This window comes from Thiospirillum jenense, from assembly GCF_014145225.1.
In the GTDB taxonomy this organism is placed as follows: Bacteria; Pseudomonadota; Gammaproteobacteria; order Chromatiales; family Chromatiaceae; genus Thiospirillum; species Thiospirillum jenense.
The window spans coordinates 87,529-107,182 of the sequence record NZ_JABVCQ010000005.1 but is presented as its reverse complement, the minus strand read 5'-3'; the positions used below and the strand labels follow the sequence as shown (position 1 = coordinate 107,182).

Annotated in this window: 16 protein-coding genes; 5 read left to right on the top strand and 11 right to left on the bottom strand. The window is 48.7% G+C overall.

The annotated features are described in order from the left end of the window. Nucleotides 1-28: 28 nt before the first annotated feature. The 5 genes from accC to HUK38_RS03355 all read right to left on the bottom strand — a co-directional run bounded on the left by accC (nt 29) and on the right by HUK38_RS03355 (nt 5,516). Nucleotides 29-1,369 (bottom strand): acetyl-CoA carboxylase biotin carboxylase subunit, encoded by a 1,341-nt coding sequence (accC, locus tag HUK38_RS03375; RefSeq protein ID WP_182582471.1) that lies wholly within the window; start codon nt 1,367-1,369, stop codon nt 29-31. Continuing rightward, nucleotides 1,366-1,836: an acetyl-CoA carboxylase biotin carboxyl carrier protein gene (gene accB / locus HUK38_RS03370; protein ID WP_182582469.1), complete on the bottom strand. Its 471-nt coding sequence runs from the start codon at nt 1,834-1,836 to the stop codon at nt 1,366-1,368. The genes accC and accB overlap by 4 nt, the downstream gene beginning before the upstream one ends. Then, a complete protein-coding gene (gene aroQ, locus HUK38_RS03365) occupies nt 1,823-2,314 on the bottom strand; it encodes a type II 3-dehydroquinate dehydratase (RefSeq protein WP_182582530.1) in 492 nt (163 codons plus the stop codon). Before aroQ ends, accB begins: the two co-directional genes overlap by 14 nt. A gap of 144 nt (nt 2,315-2,458) precedes the next feature. Further along, a complete protein-coding gene (locus HUK38_RS03360; protein WP_182582468.1) occupies nt 2,459-3,880 on the bottom strand; it encodes a sigma-54-dependent transcriptional regulator in 1,422 nt (473 codons plus the stop codon). A 10-nt stretch (nt 3,881-3,890) separates the two neighbouring features. After that, nucleotides 3,891-5,516 (bottom strand): sensor histidine kinase, encoded by a 1,626-nt coding sequence (locus HUK38_RS03355; protein WP_238787423.1) that lies wholly within the window; start codon nt 5,514-5,516, stop codon nt 3,891-3,893. Between the two features lie 91 nt (nt 5,517-5,607). Here HUK38_RS03355 and HUK38_RS03350 point away from each other — a divergent pair, with 91 nt between their 5' ends. The 5 genes from HUK38_RS03350 (at nt 5,608) to HUK38_RS03330 (ending at nt 14,669) form a co-directional block, all read left to right on the top strand. Beyond that, entirely contained in the window at nt 5,608-6,240 is a 633-nt protein-coding gene (locus HUK38_RS03350) for a succinate dehydrogenase/fumarate reductase transmembrane subunit (RefSeq protein WP_182582464.1), read from the top strand. Next, nucleotides 6,237-8,123, top strand: a complete 1,887-nt coding sequence (gene sdhA, locus HUK38_RS03345) for a succinate dehydrogenase (quinone) flavoprotein subunit (RefSeq protein ID WP_182582462.1) — start codon at nt 6,237-6,239, stop codon at nt 8,121-8,123. The genes HUK38_RS03350 and sdhA overlap by 4 nt, the downstream gene beginning before the upstream one ends. A gap of 109 nt (nt 8,124-8,232) precedes the next feature. Beyond that, the gene (gene sdhB, locus HUK38_RS03340; RefSeq protein ID WP_182582460.1) at nt 8,233-9,090 is read left to right on the top strand and encodes a succinate dehydrogenase iron-sulfur subunit; all 858 of its coding nucleotides are present in this window, start codon (nt 8,233-8,235) and stop codon (nt 9,088-9,090) included. A gap of 1,155 nt (nt 9,091-10,245) precedes the next feature. Further along, nucleotides 10,246-11,778 (top strand): response regulator, encoded by a 1,533-nt coding sequence (locus HUK38_RS03335; RefSeq protein ID WP_182582458.1) that lies wholly within the window; start codon nt 10,246-10,248, stop codon nt 11,776-11,778. After that, nucleotides 11,775-14,669 (top strand): cache domain-containing protein, encoded by a 2,895-nt coding sequence (locus HUK38_RS03330; protein ID WP_182582456.1) that lies wholly within the window; start codon nt 11,775-11,777, stop codon nt 14,667-14,669. The genes HUK38_RS03335 and HUK38_RS03330 overlap by 4 nt, the downstream gene beginning before the upstream one ends. Before the next feature lie 221 nt (nt 14,670-14,890). Here the strand turns inward: HUK38_RS03330 and HUK38_RS03325 are convergent, their stop codons facing one another. The 6 genes from HUK38_RS03325 to lptM form a co-directional block, all read right to left on the bottom strand. Further along, a complete protein-coding gene (locus tag HUK38_RS03325) occupies nt 14,891-15,673 on the bottom strand; it encodes a DUF484 family protein (RefSeq protein ID WP_182582454.1) in 783 nt (260 codons plus the stop codon). Next, a complete protein-coding gene (dapF, locus tag HUK38_RS03320) occupies nt 15,670-16,500 on the bottom strand; it encodes a diaminopimelate epimerase (RefSeq protein WP_182582452.1) in 831 nt (276 codons plus the stop codon). The genes HUK38_RS03325 and dapF overlap by 4 nt, the downstream gene beginning before the upstream one ends. A gap of 667 nt (nt 16,501-17,167) precedes the next feature. Further along, nucleotides 17,168-17,404 (bottom strand): AbrB/MazE/SpoVT family DNA-binding domain-containing protein, encoded by a 237-nt coding sequence (locus HUK38_RS03315; protein WP_182582450.1) that lies wholly within the window; start codon nt 17,402-17,404, stop codon nt 17,168-17,170. A gap of 72 nt (nt 17,405-17,476) precedes the next feature. Next, nucleotides 17,477-18,202, bottom strand: coding sequence for a class I SAM-dependent methyltransferase (locus HUK38_RS03310; protein ID WP_182582448.1), 726 nt, complete (start codon nt 18,200-18,202; stop codon nt 17,477-17,479). Then, nucleotides 18,199-19,458: a diaminopimelate decarboxylase gene (gene lysA / locus HUK38_RS03305; RefSeq protein ID WP_182582446.1), complete on the bottom strand. Its 1,260-nt coding sequence runs from the start codon at nt 19,456-19,458 to the stop codon at nt 18,199-18,201. The genes HUK38_RS03310 and lysA overlap by 4 nt, the downstream gene beginning before the upstream one ends. Then, entirely contained in the window at nt 19,455-19,619 is a 165-nt protein-coding gene (gene lptM, locus HUK38_RS03300; RefSeq protein WP_182582444.1) for an LPS translocon maturation chaperone LptM, read from the bottom strand. The genes lysA and lptM overlap by 4 nt, the downstream gene beginning before the upstream one ends. Between the last annotated feature and the right edge of the window lie 35 nt (nt 19,620-19,654).

The following is a 19,654-nucleotide window of genomic DNA, read 5'->3' as shown; positions in this document are numbered from 1 at the left end:
AATAAAATGCGGGAATAAACTGCCGCGCCTACATGCCCAGTTTCTTTTCCAAATAATGAATATTTGCCCCGCCGGCGTGGAAGACCGAATCGGTGACAATTTGGCGTTGCAATGGAATGTTGGTATGAATTCCTTCAATTACCGTTTCGCGCAACGCATTACACATCCGCGCCAATGCACAGTCACGATTTTCGCCGTGCGCAATTAACTTGCCGATCATTGAATCATAATACGGCGGCACGACATAACCCGAATAAATGTGCGTATCCATCCGAATACCCGGCCCACCCGGCGCGTGGAATTCGGTAATACGCCCGGGGCTGGGCATAAAGGTTTCGGGATGTTCGGCGTTAATTCGGCATTCAATGGCATGACCGCGCAGCACAATATCACTTTGTGAATAGCGCAGCCGCTCACCACTCGCCACAAGGATTTGTTCTTTAACAATATCAATGCCCGTGACCATTTCAGTGACCGGATGCTCGACCTGCACCCGCGTATTCATTTCAATAAAATAAAACTCGCCATCTTGATATAAAAACTCGAATGTACCGACGCCGCGATAGCCAATACGACTACAGGCTTCGGCGCAGCGTTCACCAATCCGGCGGCGCTGTTCTTCGGTAATGCCGGGCGCGGGGGATTCTTCCACCACCTTTTGATGCCGCCGTTGCATTGAACAATCGCGTTCACCCAAATGAATCGCGTTGCCGTAATTATCCGCCAGCAATTGAAACTCAACATGACGCGGGTTTTCTAAATACTTTTCCATATAGACGGTGTCATTGCCAAACGCGGCCGCTGCTTCCGCTTTGGTTAATGAAATCGCATTTAATAAACTGGCATCCGAATGCACCACGCGCATTCCACGCCCACCGCCACCGCCGGCCGCTTTAATAATCACCGGGTAGCCAATGCGGCGCGCTAACGTCAAGGTTTCTTGTGCATTATCATCCAATGGACCATCCGATCCCGGGACGCACGGCACCCCGGCCGTTTGCATTGCACGAATCGCGGAAACTTTATCGCCCATTAACCGAATAGTTTCAGGTTTTGGGCCAATAAAAACAAAGCCGCTGCGTTCAACGCGCTCGGCAAAGTCGGCATTTTCGGATAAAAACCCATAGCCCGGATGAATGGCAACGCTATCAGTCACTTCAGCCGCGCTAATTAATGACGGGATGTGCAAATAGCTGTCACGCGAGGGCGCGGGGCCAATGCACACCGTCTCGTCGGCTAATAAAACGTGTTTTAATTCACGGTCGGCATCGGAGTGAACGGCGACGGTTTTAATACCCAGCTCGCGGCAGGCGCGTTGAATACGCAGTGCAATTTCGCCGCGATTGGCAATGAGAATTTTTTCAATCATGCGATGACAAACAACGGTTGGTTATATTCAACGGGTTGACCATTTTCGACCAGAATGCGTTTCACTTTGCCCGCGTGTTCTGATTCGATTTGATTTAAGATTTTCATTGCCTCAATAATACAAAGCGTGTCGCCAACCTTGACTTCACTATTCTCTTCGACAAAGGCTTTACTGCCCGGTGATGGCGCTCGATAAAAGGTGCCGACCATTGGGGAGCGCACTAATTGACTGTCATCAAATTCATCCGCTGGGGTAGTGACCACCGCCGCGCTTGTATTTAATCCAGCGGCATTCACGGGTGGCGCGTTATTAAATGCAGCGGCGGCGGGCGGCTGCATGAAAAATGATGGCGGCGCTTGATTGTGACGACTAATGCGTACTGATTCTTCGCCCTCGTGAATTTCTATTTCAGTGACGTTGGATTCATCCAACAGTTCAATGAGTTTTTTAATTTTACGAATGTCCATGCGACGGCATTTCTCCTTGTTCAAGGCGACGTGGTAATTCTAATCCCAGCCGTTGGGCGGCGGCGATCAATGCTAAATCGTAGCCCCGCGCTCCGAATCCACTAATGACGCCGACGGCAATATCGGAGAAATAAGAGTGGGCGCGGAAGGGTTCGCGGGCGTAAATGTTGGATAAATGGATTTCAATAAATGGAATGGCCACCGCTAATAACGCATCGCGCAAGGCAATGCTGGTGTGGGTGAAGGCGGCGGGATTGAATAAGATGAATTCGACTTCGTCGGCCGGGGCGGTGTGAATGCGTTCAATCAATTGGTGTTCAGCATTGCTCTGCATGAATAATAAGCGAAAGCCGAGCGTAGTGGCGGCGGCAATGAGGCGCTGTTCAATATCATTTAAAGTTTCGCGCCCGTAATGAGTCGGTTCGCGGCTGCCGAGGAGATTCAAATTGGGGCCGTTTAAGCACAGGATGGCGGACATGTTTTTAATAAACGTTGGGCAATTAACAAAAAGGCGGTCAATTGAACTGTCGGGAATCGGCGGGTAACTGGCGCGAACGGTTGCCAAGTGTGGCGAACGGCGGCGTTGTTGCCCGGCGACTAGAGTAATGCAATTGGCGGCGTTTTACAAAATGTCTGCGGCGTTCAATTCCAACCGCGCCAGCCGATAGTGCAGCGAGGCGGGGGTCACACCGAGCGCGGCGGCGGCCTGTGCCAGATCGGCGTGGCACTCGCTCACCGTTTGCGTGAGGATGTGTCGTTCAATCGCGGCCAGCCGTTCGGCGAGTGACGCGGTGGTGTCAGACGGCGGGGGCGCGGCTGGCGGTGATGACGGTGGCGCGGGCGCAGTTGTAACTGACACGGGCGCAGTTGCCGCGGCCGCCTCAACCGTCACGGGCAGGCGCAGGTCGTCGGGCAGTAACTCGCTGCCGTCAGACAACGCAGTCGCCCGTTCCAAAATATTTTCCAACTCGCGCACGTTGCCGGGAAAATCGTAACTGCCCAGCCGCGTCAGCGCCGCCTCAGACAGCGTTGACACCGCGCCGCCGTTGGCATCGGCAATGCGCGCCAGCAGGTAACGAGTCAAGATTGGGATGTCGCTGCGGCGCTCGCGCAACGGCGGAATGGTTAAATCAATGACGTTAATGCGGTAATACAAATCTTGGCGAAACCGCCCGCGAGTCACTTCCGCCTCGAGGTGACGATGACTGGCGCTGATGACGCGCACATCAATTGGCAGCTCTTTTTCCGCCCCGACCGGCCGCACCGCTTTTTCCTGAATGGCCCGCAGTAATTTGACCTGCATCGGCAGCGGCAGATCGGCAATTTCGTCTAAAAATAACGTGCCGCCGTGCGCCGCTTGAAACAACCCCGCCTTGTCACTCACCGCGCCGGTAAAACTGCCTTTGCGGTGTCCAAACAACTCGCTCTCGACCAGCTCTGTTGGAATGGCGCCACAGTTGACCGGCACGAACGGCTGCTCGGCCCGCGGCCCGAGTTGGTGAATCAAGCGGGCGACCAACTCTTTGCCCGTGCCGCTTTCGCCGTTGATGTACACCGGCGCTTGATTACGCGCCAATTTGGCGATCAGGCCGCGTAAAGCGTCAATTTGCGGCGAATCACCGAGTAATTGCGCGCTGGTGGGCAGGTCAGCAACAGCGGCCGTGACGTGATTGGTTGGGCGCAGGCGCAGCGCGGCGGTGGTCAATTCGCGCAACACCCGCAGATCGAGCGGCTTGGCGACAAAATCAAACGCCCCGGCTTTCATCGCCGCAATCGCCGTGTCCATGTTGCCGTAAGCCGTGACCATCGCAATCGGCAGGTCGGGATAGAGTTCGGTGACATGGCGCACCAGCTCGGTACCGTCGCCGTCGGGCAGCCGCATGTCGGTTAAACACAGATCGAACGGCCGACTGGCTAGTTGAGCGCGGGCGGCGGCCAAGGTGGTCACACCATGCGCGGTGATGTCCATGCGCGCCAGCGTGATGCGCACCAGATCAAGCAGGTCGGCTTCATCATCAACGATCAGTGCATTTGCCCGAGTCATCTGCGCTGCTCTAGTTGTCTTGATTGGATTGAAATGTCAGGCGAAATTGAGCGCCCGCGTCGGGAACGGCAATATACTCCAACTCCATTCCATTCGCCTGCGCCAGTTCCCGCGCCGCGTACAGCCCCAAACCGGTGCCGCTGCTGGAGGTGGTGAAAAATGGATCAAACAGCGTGGCAAGATGCGCGGCGGCGATGCCAGGGCCGTTGTCAGTGACGGTCAACTGCACCGCGTCGCCGTCGGCAAGCCGCGTCACGCGCAATGTCACCTGCGCTTGGTGGTCAGCACGGCGGCCATGTTTAAAGGCATTATCACACAAGTTGCTGAGAATTTGGCGGAAATGGCGTGGATCCACCGCAACCATGACGCGATCTGGTGACAGTTCCAGGTGAACGCAGTCCTGTTGCGCGGCGGCGGTACAGGCGCGGTATTCGCTGCTAAACTCAGTCAGCCACCCGTTGAGGTCAAATACTTGCGGCTGTGACGGGTCACGGCGGGAGAGTTCCAACACGCTGGTGACGGTTTCATCAATGCGGCGGGCGTTGCGGCGGATGATGTCGAGTAAATGTAAATCATCGTCTACCAAGCCCGGCGCCTCGGCCAGCAGTTGACTGGCGTGGGTGACAGCCGAGAGCGGGTTGCGAATATTGTGGGCAATGCTGGCGGTTAAGCGCCCGAGGGAGGCGAGTTTGATGTTTTGGGCTTGGCGGATCAGTTCGCGCTGGTCGCGCAGAAAGAGTAAGACGCCGCTGCTGTGAAAATCGCGGAGTGAATGGGCGCTGATGTGCAATTCCTGTTCAGCCAGCAGCAATACAGTACGCTTGCGGCGGCTGGCATCGAGCGTGTGCTGTGCCAACCAGTCATCTAATGCTGGCGCAACGGCGGCGAGTTGTTCACCAATGCGCAGCTGCGGCTGGTTTAACAAGCGCCGTGCAGCGTGGTTTAACAGTAAGATGCCACGTTGCGCGTTGATGACCAGCACTCCCATCGTCATGTTTTGAATGATGTAATCGTTGAGTTTGGATAAATCGGCTAAATCCAATTGCCGGCGGGTGGCGAGGTATTCAGTGGCGCGCAGGCGGCGGGCGAGTACATGTGCCAGTAACGCGACGGCAAAGTAGGTCATGCCCAATAAGCCGGCTTGGGTGGAGGTGCCGGTGGTCGAGGTTGCGTACAATTCGGTGTACACCTGCTGGGCGATGACCGCGAGCGTGGCGAAGGCGGCGAAGAGTAGCGATAACCGCCCTTGCATGGTGAGAGCGCCGGCAGCGACGACCATCGCTAAAATCAACCCCAATCCGGTGCTGACGCCGCCACTCAAGTGCATGAGCAGGGTATAAAGCAAAATGTCGAGAAACACGGCGATTTCGATTTGATGCTCACGTTTGGGCCAGCGCAACATGAGGAATAATCCACCGATTAACACCGATTGCGCTTGTAATGCGAGTAATAACCGGGCGTGACGCGGGTCATTACTGGCGCTACTGGCTAACCAGGGCGCGTGATCGGGGTAGGAAAACATCAGAATTAAAATCAGAATTAAAATTAATCGGTAAGCAAATAACCAGGTGAGTGGATCGCGGGGAGCGACGGCGGCTAATTCGGGATCAGGTAATTTAGTCGGTGATTCGCGCATAATACTCATTTATCATTGTTGACTGATGCAGGTCTTAGTTCACCGCATCCCACACACGCAGCATATATCCAATTGAATTTATCACGATGCCATGCAAACATCTATTCACGATTCCCATTTTATTTTGCGCCGACTACATTCACTGTTCGGATTAATTCCAATTGGCGGATTTTTAGTCTTGCATATCTGGGAAAATGGTCAATCCCACCTGGGCGCTGAGTATTTTAATTATTATGTTGCCCAGCCGATCATGCACACCACTTACCTGTTAATCATTGAGATCGTGGTGATTGCCCTGCCATTATTATTTCACGCCGGTTATGGGTTAGTCATTATTGGTAGCGGCAGTGCTGAACCCTTTCGTTATCGCTACCGCCGCAATTGGTTATATTGGTTACAACGGGTATCGGGTGTGGCCATAGTCGCCTTTTTAGCCCTGCATATTGGATTAACTCGCGTGGCTGCCTGGCTTGATCCGGCCATTTATCAAGACTTATTCGGTTACATGCAGCAATCATTAACCCAACCCGTCACCTTGGTGGTGTATTTACTCGGATTATGGCTATCGGTTTTTCATCTATCTAATGGTTTAGCGACAGCCGCTATTGCATGGGGATTAACCACCAATGCCGCCGCACAGCGACGATTTGGCTATGTGTGTCTATTAATTGGTGTGATACTTGGCAGCCTGGGTACACACGCACTCATTGGATTTTTACCATGAATGAACGACGGCAAGTTATTGTCGTAGGCGGCGGCTTGGCAGGGCAATGGGCAAGCATCCGCATTGCCGAAGCTGGCCATCAAGTTCAACTGTTTTCATTATTTGAAACGCTGCGCTCTCATTCCGTCTGCGCCCAAGGTGGCATTAACGCTGCGCTGAATAATAAAGGCGAACATGACAACGTTGACCAACACTTTTTTGACACCATTACCAGCGGATGTTATTTAGCCAATCAACCGCCCGTCAAAGCCTTATGTGACACCGCCCCTGAATTGATTTATATCTTCGAGCGGATGGGCGTTGCTTTTTCACGCACCCCCGAAGGGTTAATTGATCAACGCCGTTTTGGTGGAATGCACCACCGCCGCACCTGTTTTGCCGGCGCCAGTACCGGACAACAATTGTTGTATAGCGTCGATCAACAGGTGCGGCGATTAGAAGCCGTTCAACAAATTATTAAATATGAATGGTGGGAATTTCTCGCCATTGTTAAAGACAGTGATGGTCGCTGCTGCGGTATTGTGGCAATGAACTTGCGCAGTTTAGAAGTGCGCGCATTTCGTGCCGATGCAGTGGTATTAGCCAGCGGCGGCATGGGTCAATTATACGCACCGAAAACCACTTGCTCAGTTAATTCTACTGGTGCCGCCGCCAGTCGGGTTTATCAACAAGGGGCGCGCATTGCCAATGCCGAGTTTTTTCAATTCCACCCGACCGCCATGTTGGGAACAGATAAAACGCGGTTAATGAGTGAAGCGGCGCGGGGTGAAGGTGGGCGAATTTGGGTACCACGTCAATTAAATGACCGGCGTGATCCGACTGCGATTCCCGAATCAGATCGGTTTTATTTCCTTGAAGAATGGTTTCCGCGTTATGGCAATAACGTGCCGCGTGATATTGCCTCACGGGCAATTTGGAAAGTCACCCGTGAATTAGAATTAGGTATTAACGGTGATGATCGGGTGTATTTAGATTTGACCCATTTAGACCCGACGTTTGCCGAATTGCGTTTAGGTGGATTACTGAACATTTACCGCAAATTCACCGGCCTTGATCCATTAACCACGCCAATGGAAATTTTCCCCGCTGCCCACTATGCAATGGGGGGATTATGGGTGGATTTTGACGCGAATGATAGAGGGCAATTATGCCCAGACAGCCCGCGTAATCATGCCACCAATATCCCCGGTCTCTATGCGTGTGGTGAATGTGATTATGCCTATCACGGTGCTAATCGGCTTGGCGCCAATTCATTATTATCAACGGCTTTTGCCGGGCGATTAACTGGCGATGCCGTCGCCGCCTATATTAACGGATTAGAACACAGCAGTGATGGGTTGAGTCCAGACGCCTATGATGCGGAAGTGCGTTATCAAAATCGCATCAATCATCATTTTATGCACGCCAATGGTGATTGCTCGCCCTACCGTATTCATGCCGATCTGGGTGAATTGATGACTAATAATGTTGGCGTCGTACGCGACAATGGCCCCTTGGATTCTGCCATTGGTCAACTGTATGAATTAGAACAGAGTTTTGCGCGGTTGAAATTGGGTGAAGTCACGCCCTGGGCAAATCAAAGTTTAGCCTATGCGCGGCAAGTGTTTGATATGGTTAAATTAGCGCAAGTCGTTGCATTTAGTGCGCGGGCGCGAGATGAATGTCGTGGAGCGCATTATAAACCGGCGTTTATCAATCAATTATCCGATGATATATTAACGCATCACGAAGCATACGAACTTGACCAAAAACACTGGCAAGAAAATAATGAACAATGGTTAAAAACGACCATTGCTGATTATCATCCAGAAGGACCGCGTATTCGCTATGATCCAATAGATACCTGTCTAATCAAGCCAGAACAACCGCGTGATTACCGCTGATATTTTTTATAGCGTGGATACATATTTAGGATGCGATCCTAGCATCACAATCCCTAAAACGCGGCTTTTTAATTGATGTGATTGAATGACTGACGAGTAACATGAGGCAATGACGACGCAGCCCCCAGACGTTGTACCAGAATCAGCCGATTTAATTTTGAATCGAGACCCACTATTGGCATTTGAACTCGGCAATGATGATTCGTTGCCGGCGTCAAGCATCGATCAGATTGATCTCAAGATTCGGCGTCAAGATGACCCGTTTTCTAAACCTTATTGGCAACAATTTCGTTTGCCCTGTCAAGGTAAGGAAACCATTACGGCGTTATTACGCAAATTGCGCAATCAACCTGTGACAATTGACGGTGAAACCGTTGATCCAGTGGCGTTCGATCATAATTGCATGGAAGAAGTGTGCGGCGCCTGTGCCATTTTAATTAACGGCAAACCGCGCATGGCGTGTTCGGCATTGATTGAAGAATTCAACGGCATGATTACGCTTGAACCCTTATCAAAGTTTCCTATTATTCGTGATTTAATTGTTGACCGTAGTCGCATGTTTGCGCACTTAAAACGGGTGAAGGCGTGGATTACATTAGATGGCACTTGGGAGACGCAGCAACCGCCATTGCGTATGTCACCGCATGACGTGGCGGTGAATTATTTGTATAGCCGCTGCATGTATTGTGGTTGCTGTATGGCAGCCTGTCCACAATATGATGAGAATCAAGAATTCGTGGGGCCGGCAACGCTGGCGCAGGTGCGTTTATTAAATCATCATCCGCTCGGGCAATATGAAAAAACCGAGCGCCTGCATCGTATTATGACAGTTGGTGGATTGAGTGATTGTGGCAATGCGCAGAATTGTGTGCGCGTCTGTCCAAAAGAAATTCCATTAACTACTGCAATTGGCGAATTAGGCCGGGCGGTGACTTGGCAATTATTCAAGGATTTGTTTGGGGATTAAAAATCTTCGTTTAATAGACTATTATAGTCATACCATTGTTGAACGTAGTTTTTTGAACGTCAGGAGTGACGCATTTGGATGATGAACTGTTGATTGTAGTAAATTCCATTTCTGGAGTGATGAGTAGATTTATTGTTTAATCAACGTTAAGCCAACATACAATGATTGCTAAATTGGTACTCTTTCTTCGTCATTCTCGCGGATGCGGAAATCCAGCCGCGCCGTATTCTAGTTTCCCGCTGTCGCGGGAGTGAGGATTTTGTTTGCGGATTCATTACCGCATTAAAATCAAATGATTTTGGATTAACTGTATTAGATTGTTTTGGGGTATTTTAAGCAGCATCATAACGCTGGCGCGTGGGAACGACGATACCGTTTAAAACAACTCTATTATTTGAACTGCGTAATCAATAATTAAATAACGCAGTTTTGCCCTGCAATGGCGTGGGCATCTTTCACCCGTAACAATCTTCTCAATTACCCCGCCCAAGTCAACGCTCCTGACAAAAATACAGTAGAAAACGGTGTCATTATTCAACCAGATTCACTGCATCCTTTGAGCTTGTCATTTCCAACACTATGAAAACTCTTGATTGAGTTGGCAAAGATTTTTCAGGTATTGTGCAAAACTAAGTAATTACAAGAAATCTACACGCTTGCCCCTTGGGGCAATTGTTTTCTTTGTTGTCTTCGCTATTCTTAGAATAAGTTGCTAAAAAAATTGTGCTTCTCGAATAAAGTAGTTAAGTGGTAGTTAATTTTTTATTAAAAAGTTTAACTAAAAAACAATTTAATTTAATTGCATCATTCTGAAAAACAGTTGGACGCGATTTGTTAGATAAATCTTTGTAGAACAATTGTCATGTAGTCAATCTAACATAAGATGATCATGCTTGATACTGTGATCAAATTATACTCAAGTAAATACCAGTTTTCGGCTATTTGAATAATTCAAACTAATCGTGATCCTGTCGAAGAATGCAGCATTCCTTGACTTAATCAGAACAGACTGTAGTTATTTTATATTTTATTCTAAACCCGAAAACTCGTTTAGAAAAAATATATTTGTGAGCAGTTATATTTAGCAAAACTGTGGCTCTATATCTGCAACAAGATTGTTGTCAATAATTTAACCTTTTAAAAGGAGTTTATCACTTGTCAGTCCTTAAATTTAAAAAAAGAGATGAAGAAGTAAATGCCGTCTCTTCAGTAAAAACTTACAAAAAATGGAAAATTTTAATTGTTGATGATGAAGTTGAAGTACATAATGTTACAAAAAGAGTATTAAAAAATTTTGACTTTGAAGAGAATGGTCTAGAGTTTATTAGCGCCTACAGCGGTAAGGAATGCCTAGAACAACTAAAGACACACACGGACATTGCAATTATATTGCTTGATGTAGTAATGGAGACTGATGACGCTGGTCTCAATACAGCTCGCGCAATTCGACAAGAACTAAACAATAAAATGGTTCGCATTGTATTGCGTACCGGACAGCCCGGCTCTGCACCAGAAACTGATGTCATCAAAAACTATGACATTAATGATTATAAAGAAAAAACCGAATTGACTACCCAAAAACTTTACACCACTGTTATGACGTCGTTACGTTCATTTCGTGACTTACAAACAATTCAACAAAACCGTATTGGATTAGAAAAAATCATTGAATCGTCACGCAATCTTCTTACCTTTAATTCTGCTAAACTTTTTTCTGAAGGGGTTTTGACGCAGATTCTTGCGATCCTAAAACGCAGCCCGAGTTCAGTTTTGTTTAATGCAGGGGATGCTTTTATTGCACATAAAGTGGCAGGTGGTTATCAATTAGTTGTTATGACGGGTTGCTATACTCAACAAACGTCCGAATCCATTCTAACCCCTGATGTTTGTCAATTACTAGATGAAACCCTGTTTTGCCGAGAAAATCTTTATAAACAAAATGTTTTTGTAGGTTATATGGAGACTAGTCAAGGTGAGCATTGCCTCATTTATTTGCCTGGCTGCGCAACGATTGATACTACTGACCGCAAATTATTAGATGTGTTCATGTCTAACATTACAGTCATGTATGAAAACTTGTTGCTCAATAGTGAAATCATTAATACGCAAAAAGAGATAATTGAACGTTTAGGAGAGGTCGTCGAATATCGTTCACATGATACGGCGCGTCATGTTTATCGTGTTGCACAAGTTTCTTATATCTTGGCACATGCTTTAGGATTCAATGAACAAGAATGTGAAATGATTAGGATGGCGTCTCCTATGCACGACGTGGGCAAGGTTTCTACACCTGATGCCATACTTCTCAAGTCTGGGAAGTTGACTGATGAAGAATTTGCAATTATTAAAGAACATGCCCAGATTGGTTATGAAATTATGGGTAAATCTGATCGGGAAATCTTCAAAACTGCCGCCATCATTGCCCATGAACACCATGAAAAATGGGATGGAACGGGCTATCCGCGTGGTCTTAAAGGTGATGAAATTCATTTGTACGGTCGCATCACTGCAATTGCAGATGTATTTGATGCACTTAGTCAGAAACGCGTTTATAAAGAGCCTTGGCCACTAGAACGCATCTTGGAGTTAATTAAAGAAGAAAAAGGTCGGCATTTTGATCCAAGGATTGTAGATTTATTTTTTGAAAATCTCGATGAAATTCTTGAGGCTATTAAAGAGCCATCATGATTTCCCGCCTTGTTTTTAAGGTCATTGTTATTATTACCGGAATTATCGTCATTTATGCGGCAGCGATTCTGCTGTTATTCATGCCGGAGATTGAAAAAAATACAATTCGGCTTGAAGAACATATTGGTATTTCTGAATTGTCTAAGATTTCTTTATTGGTGGATAATGCCGCTAGAGAAATGGAAGATTACAAAAAAACTTCTTTAGAAGTTCACAAAAAAGAGCTGATTAGCTTAACGGAAGTAGCCTTTAATCTTATTCGCCGCTTGCATGATGCTTCCCTGCCTGAAAATCTTAAAAAAGACCTTAGAGTTCGTACTCAAGACTTCAAAGCAATTTTGGAAAAACGCTATGCCAGTACTTTGATAAAGCAAGGTGAACAAGCTGCAAAAACAGATATATTGAAATACATTGATGATTATCGGTATGATAATGGAATTGGTTATTTCTTTGCTGCCAAGCAAGATACAACTATAGTGATGCACCCAGTTAACCACGATTTTATCGGAAAAAACTGTTTTGATCTTAAAGATCAAAACGGCGTTTATTTTGTTAAAGACTTAGTAAAACGTGTGCTTGACGGAAATGGTGAAGGCTATATTCAATATGTCTGGAATAATCCACTGACTAATCAGCCAGAAGATAAATTGACTTACGGTTTTTTATTTAAGCCAACTGGCTGGATTATTAGCACCGGCTTCTATTTGCCAAATATCGTGAGGCAGCAACAAAAAAAGGCAATTGATTATGTGAGAAGTCTTAGTTATGGCGATAACGATTACTTTTTTATCAGTGATTACAATAATGTCCTTATTTCTCATCCCTACCTTCAAGATATTAATTTTTCGAATATTAAAGACGTATATGGAAATTTCATCATCCCACCAATGGTGCAAGTTGCTAAAGAACAGGGTGGAGGTTTTGTTTCGTATTGGTGGAAAAAGAATAAGGACGATGAAACGGTTTATGAAAAACTAAGCTATGCGCGGCATTTTCCAGAATGGCAATGGGTGACAGGAACGGGTATCTATCTTGATAATATTCAACAGGAAATAGCGCAACGTAAACAACAATTAGTGCGCCAGCTACGTCAGACGCTTCAAGAAAAGAAAGTTGGTGAGAATGGTTATTTTTACATTCTGGACGCTAAGGCGAATGTAGTTTTTTATCCCGATGCGCTGGAAGGGAAAAACCTTACTGATTTTAGTAATCCAGACTACACCATGCAGATTTTTGCGGGCTTGATTGATGCCTATAAAAATGGCAGTGGTGTATTTTATTATAAATGGAATAGACCAGACGATAAAGGTAATTACATTTACGATAAAGTTGCTTGGGTTGACTACAATGCTTACTTTGGTTGGTATATTTGTGCCTCGGCTTATGTCAGTGAACTTAAAAAAACCTCTAGCAATTTGCGGCGCTTTATTTTAATCTCAACGCTGCTAGTGTTATTCGCTGTTATTATTTTTGCAACCTTCTTTTTTCATCGTTTATTACAGCCAATTTTTGAACTATCTGAAAAAGCCAAGCTGGTAAAGCATGGTAATTTTTCTATTCGTAACACGATAAAACGGCGTGATGAGATTGGAATGCTTGCGGAAACCTTCAACGACATGTTGGACACAATTGAAGAGAATATTCGAACATTAGATTTTAATGTCAGAGAAAAAACACATGATTTAGAAGAACAAAAAGAGGTTTTTGAAACGCTGTTTTATAAAACTACTGATGGAGTGGTTTTAATTGAAAATAACCGATTTATTGACTGTAATGATGCTTGCGTCCGTCTCCTTGAGTATGACAATAAAAGCCAAGTACTTAGTCTTCATCCGGCTGATATATCGCCGAAATTACAACCTGATGGTCGGGACTCTTATGAAAAAGCCTGTGAAATGATGCATATTTGCTTAACGGAAGGCTCACATCATTTTGAGTGGGTACATAAAACGGCTCATGCGGTTGAATTTTGGGCCGAGGTTGTTCTCACAAAAATTGTCATTCAAGGCAAAACAGTTATTCATGCAAATACTAGAAATATCACAGACCGAAAAAATCTGGAAAGGGGATTAAAAGAAAAAACTAGCGAACTAGAAACCTCTTTACGCGATCTGAGAGCGACTCAATCTAAATTGATTCAATCGGAAAAGATGGCTTCTTTAGGGGGATTGGTTGCGGGTGTGGCGCATGAAATTAACACGCCAGTTGGTATGGCGCTGACAGGCATTACCCATATTGATCAGGAAACCAAACATATTCGCCAAAAGTACAACGATGATGAGATGACGGAAGAAGATTTCTATTCTTTCTTGGAAGATTCCGATGATTTGAATCGCTCAATTATTATTAATTTGAATAAAGCTGCCGAGCTAATTAAAAGTTTTAAGCAGGTTGCAGTGGATCAGAGCAGCGAAGAACTAAGGACATTTAAACTCAAAGAGTATGTTGATGAAATTCTGATAAGTTTGCACAATCGTATTAAAAAAACTAAACTTTTGATTAATATTGACATTGATGAGCAGTTAGAACTCACTACAGTTCCGGGCGCAATTTCCCAAATTTTAACTAACTTTGTGATGAATTCGATTGTTCATGGCTATGACCTTCATCAAACCGGCACGATAACGATTCATGTTTATCTAGCCGATCATACATTGAATCTTATTTATAAAGATGACGGCAAAGGTATGGATGCGAACACTAAGGCACGAATGTTTGATCCATTCTTTACTACAAAACGTCATCTCGGGGGCAGTGGATTAGGAATGAATATTGTTTATAATTTAGTCACGCAAACTTTGAAAGGATCAATTGAATGCGAAAGTCAACTTGGCAAAGGTGTTGAATTTAAAGTTTTGCTGCCAATCAGTGATCATCTAGGCATTGTATAACGATTGACATATTTGCCGACTTCAAACAAGGATACTGGTATGGCTAAAAACGAGCGGTGCTGAGTTTGCAATTGTGCCAACTGCTATAGTTAAGCCAACATAAAATGATTGCTGAATGGCACTCACCTTTCATCGCTCCCGCGACTCCAGACCGGCGCCGTATTGCTAAATTCCCGCCGCCGCAGGAATGACGATTGAATTGATAGTGCGTGGCAATTTAATTAGTTGCGGTGGGGCAATTCTAATTGCTGTGGTCTATGCTCCACGTCAGCCGCCGGCACTGGTGCGGCCGTTTCATTCAACTGAATCATCTCACTCAATTTTGCGCTGGCAATTTCACCCAACCGCGCCAGCACATCAGTCGCCAAATCGGCAGTGAAACGATTGGCATCACGGCTGCCGATGGCTAATACACCATTCAAGCCATCCCCGCGTAATGGAATTAACGCGGCGGAATTCAATTGATCGCCTAAATCGCCAAATAACGTTTGATATTGTTCAGTGTCTAATGTGCCGCATAGGCAATGACCGAGTTGAATAAACTCTGAAAAAGAGCGCGTCATGGCATCAGAAGATAATACCGATAATTCGGCGGTGGGCGGCGGCGTATTCTTGCCATCACTCGCTAATGGAAATAATTTCACCACTACCGCTTCGGCATGAAATTCGCGCCGCAATTCAACCTCCAATACATCATAGACTTGGGTTAAATCACACGCTGTAATGAGGTGAACAGTTAATTGATGCAAGTGTTGATGCAGGCGTTCGTATTCTTGGGCGCGTTCAATTAAATCCCGCAACCGCTGGCGTTCCTGTTGCAATTGATCGCGCAATAATGTCAATTGCCGTTCGACCAATGACACCGTGCCTTGATCGCCATGTGGAATGCGCAGATTGGCAATCATGTCCGGATGCCGTTCAAATACATCCGGATTGCGTTCTAAATACCGCAATACCAGCCGCTCTTCTCGATCTGCCGTTGATCCGCGCACTGTGCGCTTCATAAAATAATCTCGCCGGTGAATACGCTGGTGGCTGGGCCTAACATGGTGACGGGTTCACCTTCGCCGAGCCAGTGGATGTGCAAGTCGCCGCCCGGCAAACTGACCGTGACGCTGTCGGCCAAATCGCCCCACAGTCGCCCGATCACCACTGCCGCGCAGGCGCCGCTGCCGCAGGCTTCGGTCTCGCCCACGCCGCGTTCCCACACGCGCAGGCGGATGTGGCGGGCGGAGATAACTTGCATGAATTCGACGTTGGTGCGCTGTGGGAAACGTGGGTCGCGCTCGATGCGCGGGCCGAGGCTGATGACCGGTGCAGTTTCGACGGCATCCACCATCAACACGGCGTGCGGGTTGCCGAGTGACACGACGCCGATGCGCAGTGCCGCGCAGCCGCTGCCCAAATCGTAGGCGGGGGCGCGGGAGTCGGCTAAAAATGGCACGGCGGCGGGTTCTAAACGCGGCTGCCCCATGTTGACGCGGATTAAACCGTCGTCTTGGCGGTGCAGTTCTAATAACCCAGCGCTGGTGGTGGCGCGAATCGCGGTTTTAGCCGTCAAGCCCTGTTCAAACACGAATTGCGCAAAACAGCGGGCGCCATTGCCGCATTGCGCGACTTCACTGCCGTCGGCGTTGAAAATGCGGTAATGAAAATCGCTGTCGGCGGCAATGGGCGGCTCGACTAATAACACTTGATCGCAGCCAATACCGCGCCGGCGGGAGGCCAGATGGTGGCTTAATGTGGGCGTCATGGTGACTGGCTGGCGCACGGCGTCAATCACGACAAAATCATTGCCTAATCCGTGCATTTTGGTGAACTTCAAACGCATAACGACTGATTATTTCCTAATTAAAACTTGAATTGCGCGGCGCGGGGTTGAGTGAATAGCGCGGTGCGGGGTTGATGAGAATGCTGTTATTTTGATCGTTCCCATGCTCCAGCGTGGGAACGCTCTTTTTTAATAAATCAATTACAAGCACGGCGTAAAATCTGGGTACGCAAACAACAGCGTCAGCGCATGTTGCACTCGCGCAGCATCCTCCGCCGATAATTGCCCCAACACGCCGCGTATCAGACGATGATCTAGTGTAAACAGTTTGAAGCGCACACATGACGGCGCGGGTAGCCCGGCGGCTTGAAGGTTGCCATATAGTATTCAATAAATTGTGCTTTGCTGAACATAGTTGAGGAATGCTCATCTACAGACAAGGACTTTGACAGTACAAAAATCCGTCGTTATCCTGAGACTGGGTGGCATGTATTTTATGGCGATAACCAAGCCCGTGCTGCCCAATACGCTCTTTAACAAGTTCGAGTATGCGGTTGCCAGCACGAGTTGCTGGCGTAAAACTTGAAACGCATCAAAGAGTGACGCGCTGCAAATGCTGTTGCAGCCTTGGTAGATACACCCCAGTCTGCGGACTGGCAGTTAAGCGTTGCTTAGTAATGCTTAAGAAAAATGTATCGGGAACGGCACCCGCACGACAGTCAACGCACTATAAATCACGATACGCCTCGGTATCGGCGTCGCTATTCCACTCACTTAGACCATCTTGGACAGCGCCCAAGTACGCTAAATCGAGTGGGTCAGCGCGGCGCACCCGCACTCCACCATCCGCTGTTGTTTCCCAAGTGATGAGATCACCGGGCTTGACTTGCAAAAAATCGCGGATGTCACGCGGAATCGTGATTTGTCCTTTAGCCGTCATTTTGCCAACAGCAGTTGTAGTCATGGTGCATTACCCAACAAATGATTCTTCTCAATTCCCGCTCCCAGCGGGGGAGGGTCAGGGCGGGGGCGCCGCCTAATCCAACACCCCCCACACCGCCAGATGGCGATCACTGACCACCTGCACCGACAAGCACTCGCCCAACCCGGCGGCGGTCAACTGCGCCACCACCTCGGCCGGTTCAAACGCCGCGCACAGCGACTGGCGAAAATCCCGCTGTAACACCGCTGGTGCATCGGCCGCGTAAGTTTTTACCAGCGCCTCCGCCCAACTTGGCTCAGGCGGGCGCATCAAATCCATCACGCACACAAAACTACCCAAGTGCGCCACCGCCCGAATGGTTTGCCACAGCGCCAGCGGTTCGGGTAAATGATGCAGCAGACTGTTGGAAACAATCAGATCGTAGCCCGCCGCCGGCACGGGCAGCGCTCCCGTGACCGCCAAGTTGGCTAAATCACTCAACGTCAACGGGACGCGGGCTTCAATCAAGCGCAACCGCTCGGCCAATTGCGGCGGTTGTTGCTGACACGCCACCGTCGCCTGCGCCAGCATCGCCGCTGATCCGTCCACCGCATCGCACTGCAAGGGCGGGTACTGCCGCAACAGGCGCAGCGGGATGTCGGCCGGTCCGCAGCCCAAATCCAATGCGCGGTAACTGACGCGGCTGGCGCTGAGGTGCGCTGGCCAGTGGCGCGTGACCAGTTCCACAAAGCGGCTGTTGGCATCACGGAAATCCGCTTGCGCGTAGGCGACGGCTTGATCGTCGTCCTCCATCAATTCAATTTCAGGGCGGCGTTTCATGGCAATAACAATTCATGGGCAAATAAATCGGCAATGGTTTCGCGGCGGCGGATCAGGTGAACCTGGTCGCCGTCCACCATCACTTCGGCCACCCGCGGGCGGCTGTTGTAATTGGAACTCATGCTAAACCCGTACGCACCGCTGCCGAGGATGGCTAATAAATCGCCCGCTTGTAACACGAATGCGCGATGTTTGCCGAGAAAATCACCCGATTCGCACACCGGCCCGACGATGTCATAACTGATCGGCTGACCACTGCGCGGCGTGACCGGCAAAATATCCTGCACGGCGTGGTAGAGCGCCGGCCGCAGCAAATCATTCATCGCCGCGTCCACGACGGCAAAATGATGCCCCGGCGTGGATTTGAGTAATTCAACGCGGGTTAATAACGCGCCGGCAGTGGCGACAATGGCGCGGCCGGGTTCTAACATCAGCTCCAAATCCCGCCCGCGTAACTGGTATTGCAGCGCCGCGACGTACTCGGCCGGCGTCGGCGGATGTTCGGTGGTGTAGCACACGCCCAACCCGCCGCCAAAATCCAAATGCCGCAGTGCAATCCCCGCCGCGCTCAGGCGATCTACCAGCAATAACACCCGCGTTAGTGCCGCAATAAAGGGCGTTAAATCCATCAGTTGCGAGCCGATGTGACAATCAATCCCGCACACGCTCAACTGCGGCAGGGCGGCGGCGTGGTGATACAACTGTTCAGCAGAGGCAATGTCAATGCCAAATTTGCTCTGCGCGAGGCCGGTGGCAATGTACGGGTGAGTGCCGGCGTCCACGTCGGGATTGACGCGCAGCGCGATTGGGGCGATTTTTCCGCAGCGGGCGGCAACGGCGGCTAACTGGTCGAGTTCGGCGGCGGATTCGACGTTAAAACAGCGAATGCCGACCTCGAGGGCGCGGCGCAGTTCGTCCTCGCGTTTGCCCACGCCGGAAAATACGATGCGTTGGGGATTGCCGCCGGCGGCCAATACCCGTTCCAATTCGCCCACTGACACGATGTCAAACCCGGCGCCGAGCCGCGCCAATAGATTGAGTACCGCTAAATTGGAATTGGCTTTGACGGCAAAACAAATTAAACGCGGTTGACCGGCCAGCGCGCTATCGAATGCCAACCATTGCTGTTCAATAGCGGCGCGGGAATAAACATAACACGGGGTGTCGAATTCGGCGGCAATCGCGGTTAATGCGACCTGTTCAACGTGGAGTTGGCCATTATGATAAGTGAAGGGTTCAGCGTGATTGCAATTCATGGTGCGGGCGTCACTGGTTTGGCGGGCGCTGGTGAATGGGTTGCGGGTGACGGCGGCGCGGGTAAATATAAATCACCCTTTTGACCGCAGGCACTGAGTCCGGTGGTGAATGTGACCAGCAGCATGGGTAAGGTCAATAAAAACAAGCGGTGGGTGTGCATAGTTTAAGGATCAATCGTTGTTAGACAGCGGCGCA

Bases quoted from the DNA above. Each gene is read 5' to 3' on its own strand.
- sdhA (WP_182582462.1), top strand. From the start codon at position 6,237: ATGAATGAACGACGGCAAGTTATTGTCGTAGGCGGCGGCTTGGCAGGG.
- HUK38_RS03330 (WP_182582456.1), top strand. From the start codon at position 11,775: ATGATTTCCCGCCTTGTTTTTAAGGTCATTGTTATTATTACCGGAATT.
- HUK38_RS03360 (WP_182582468.1), bottom strand. From the start codon at position 3,880: ATGACTCGGGCAAATGCACTGATCGTTGATGATGAAGCCGACCTGCTT.
- accB (WP_182582469.1), bottom strand. From the start codon at position 1,836: ATGGACATTCGTAAAATTAAAAAACTCATTGAACTGTTGGATGAATCC.
- lptM (WP_182582444.1), bottom strand. From the start codon at position 19,619: ATGCACACCCACCGCTTGTTTTTATTGACCTTACCCATGCTGCTGGTC.
- sdhB (WP_182582460.1), top strand. From the start codon at position 8,233: ATGACGACGCAGCCCCCAGACGTTGTACCAGAATCAGCCGATTTAATT.
- HUK38_RS03315 (WP_182582450.1), bottom strand. From the start codon at position 17,404: ATGACTACAACTGCTGTTGGCAAAATGACGGCTAAAGGACAAATCACG.
- aroQ (WP_182582530.1), bottom strand. From the start codon at position 2,314: ATGTCCGCCATCCTGTGCTTAAACGGCCCCAATTTGAATCTCCTCGGC.
- accC (WP_182582471.1), bottom strand. From the start codon at position 1,369: ATGATTGAAAAAATTCTCATTGCCAATCGCGGCGAAATTGCACTGCGT.
- lysA (WP_182582446.1), bottom strand. From the start codon at position 19,458: ATGAATTGCAATCACGCTGAACCCTTCACTTATCATAATGGCCAACTC.
- HUK38_RS03350 (WP_182582464.1), top strand. From the start codon at position 5,608: ATGCAAACATCTATTCACGATTCCCATTTTATTTTGCGCCGACTACAT.
- HUK38_RS03325 (WP_182582454.1), bottom strand. From the start codon at position 15,673: ATGAAGCGCACAGTGCGCGGATCAACGGCAGATCGAGAAGAGCGGCTG.
- HUK38_RS03355 (WP_238787423.1), bottom strand. From the start codon at position 5,516: ATGCGCGAATCACCGACTAAATTACCTGATCCCGAATTAGCCGCCGTC.
- HUK38_RS03310 (WP_182582448.1), bottom strand. From the start codon at position 18,202: ATGAAACGCCGCCCTGAAATTGAATTGATGGAGGACGACGATCAAGCC.
- dapF (WP_182582452.1), bottom strand. From the start codon at position 16,500: ATGCGTTTGAAGTTCACCAAAATGCACGGATTAGGCAATGATTTTGTC.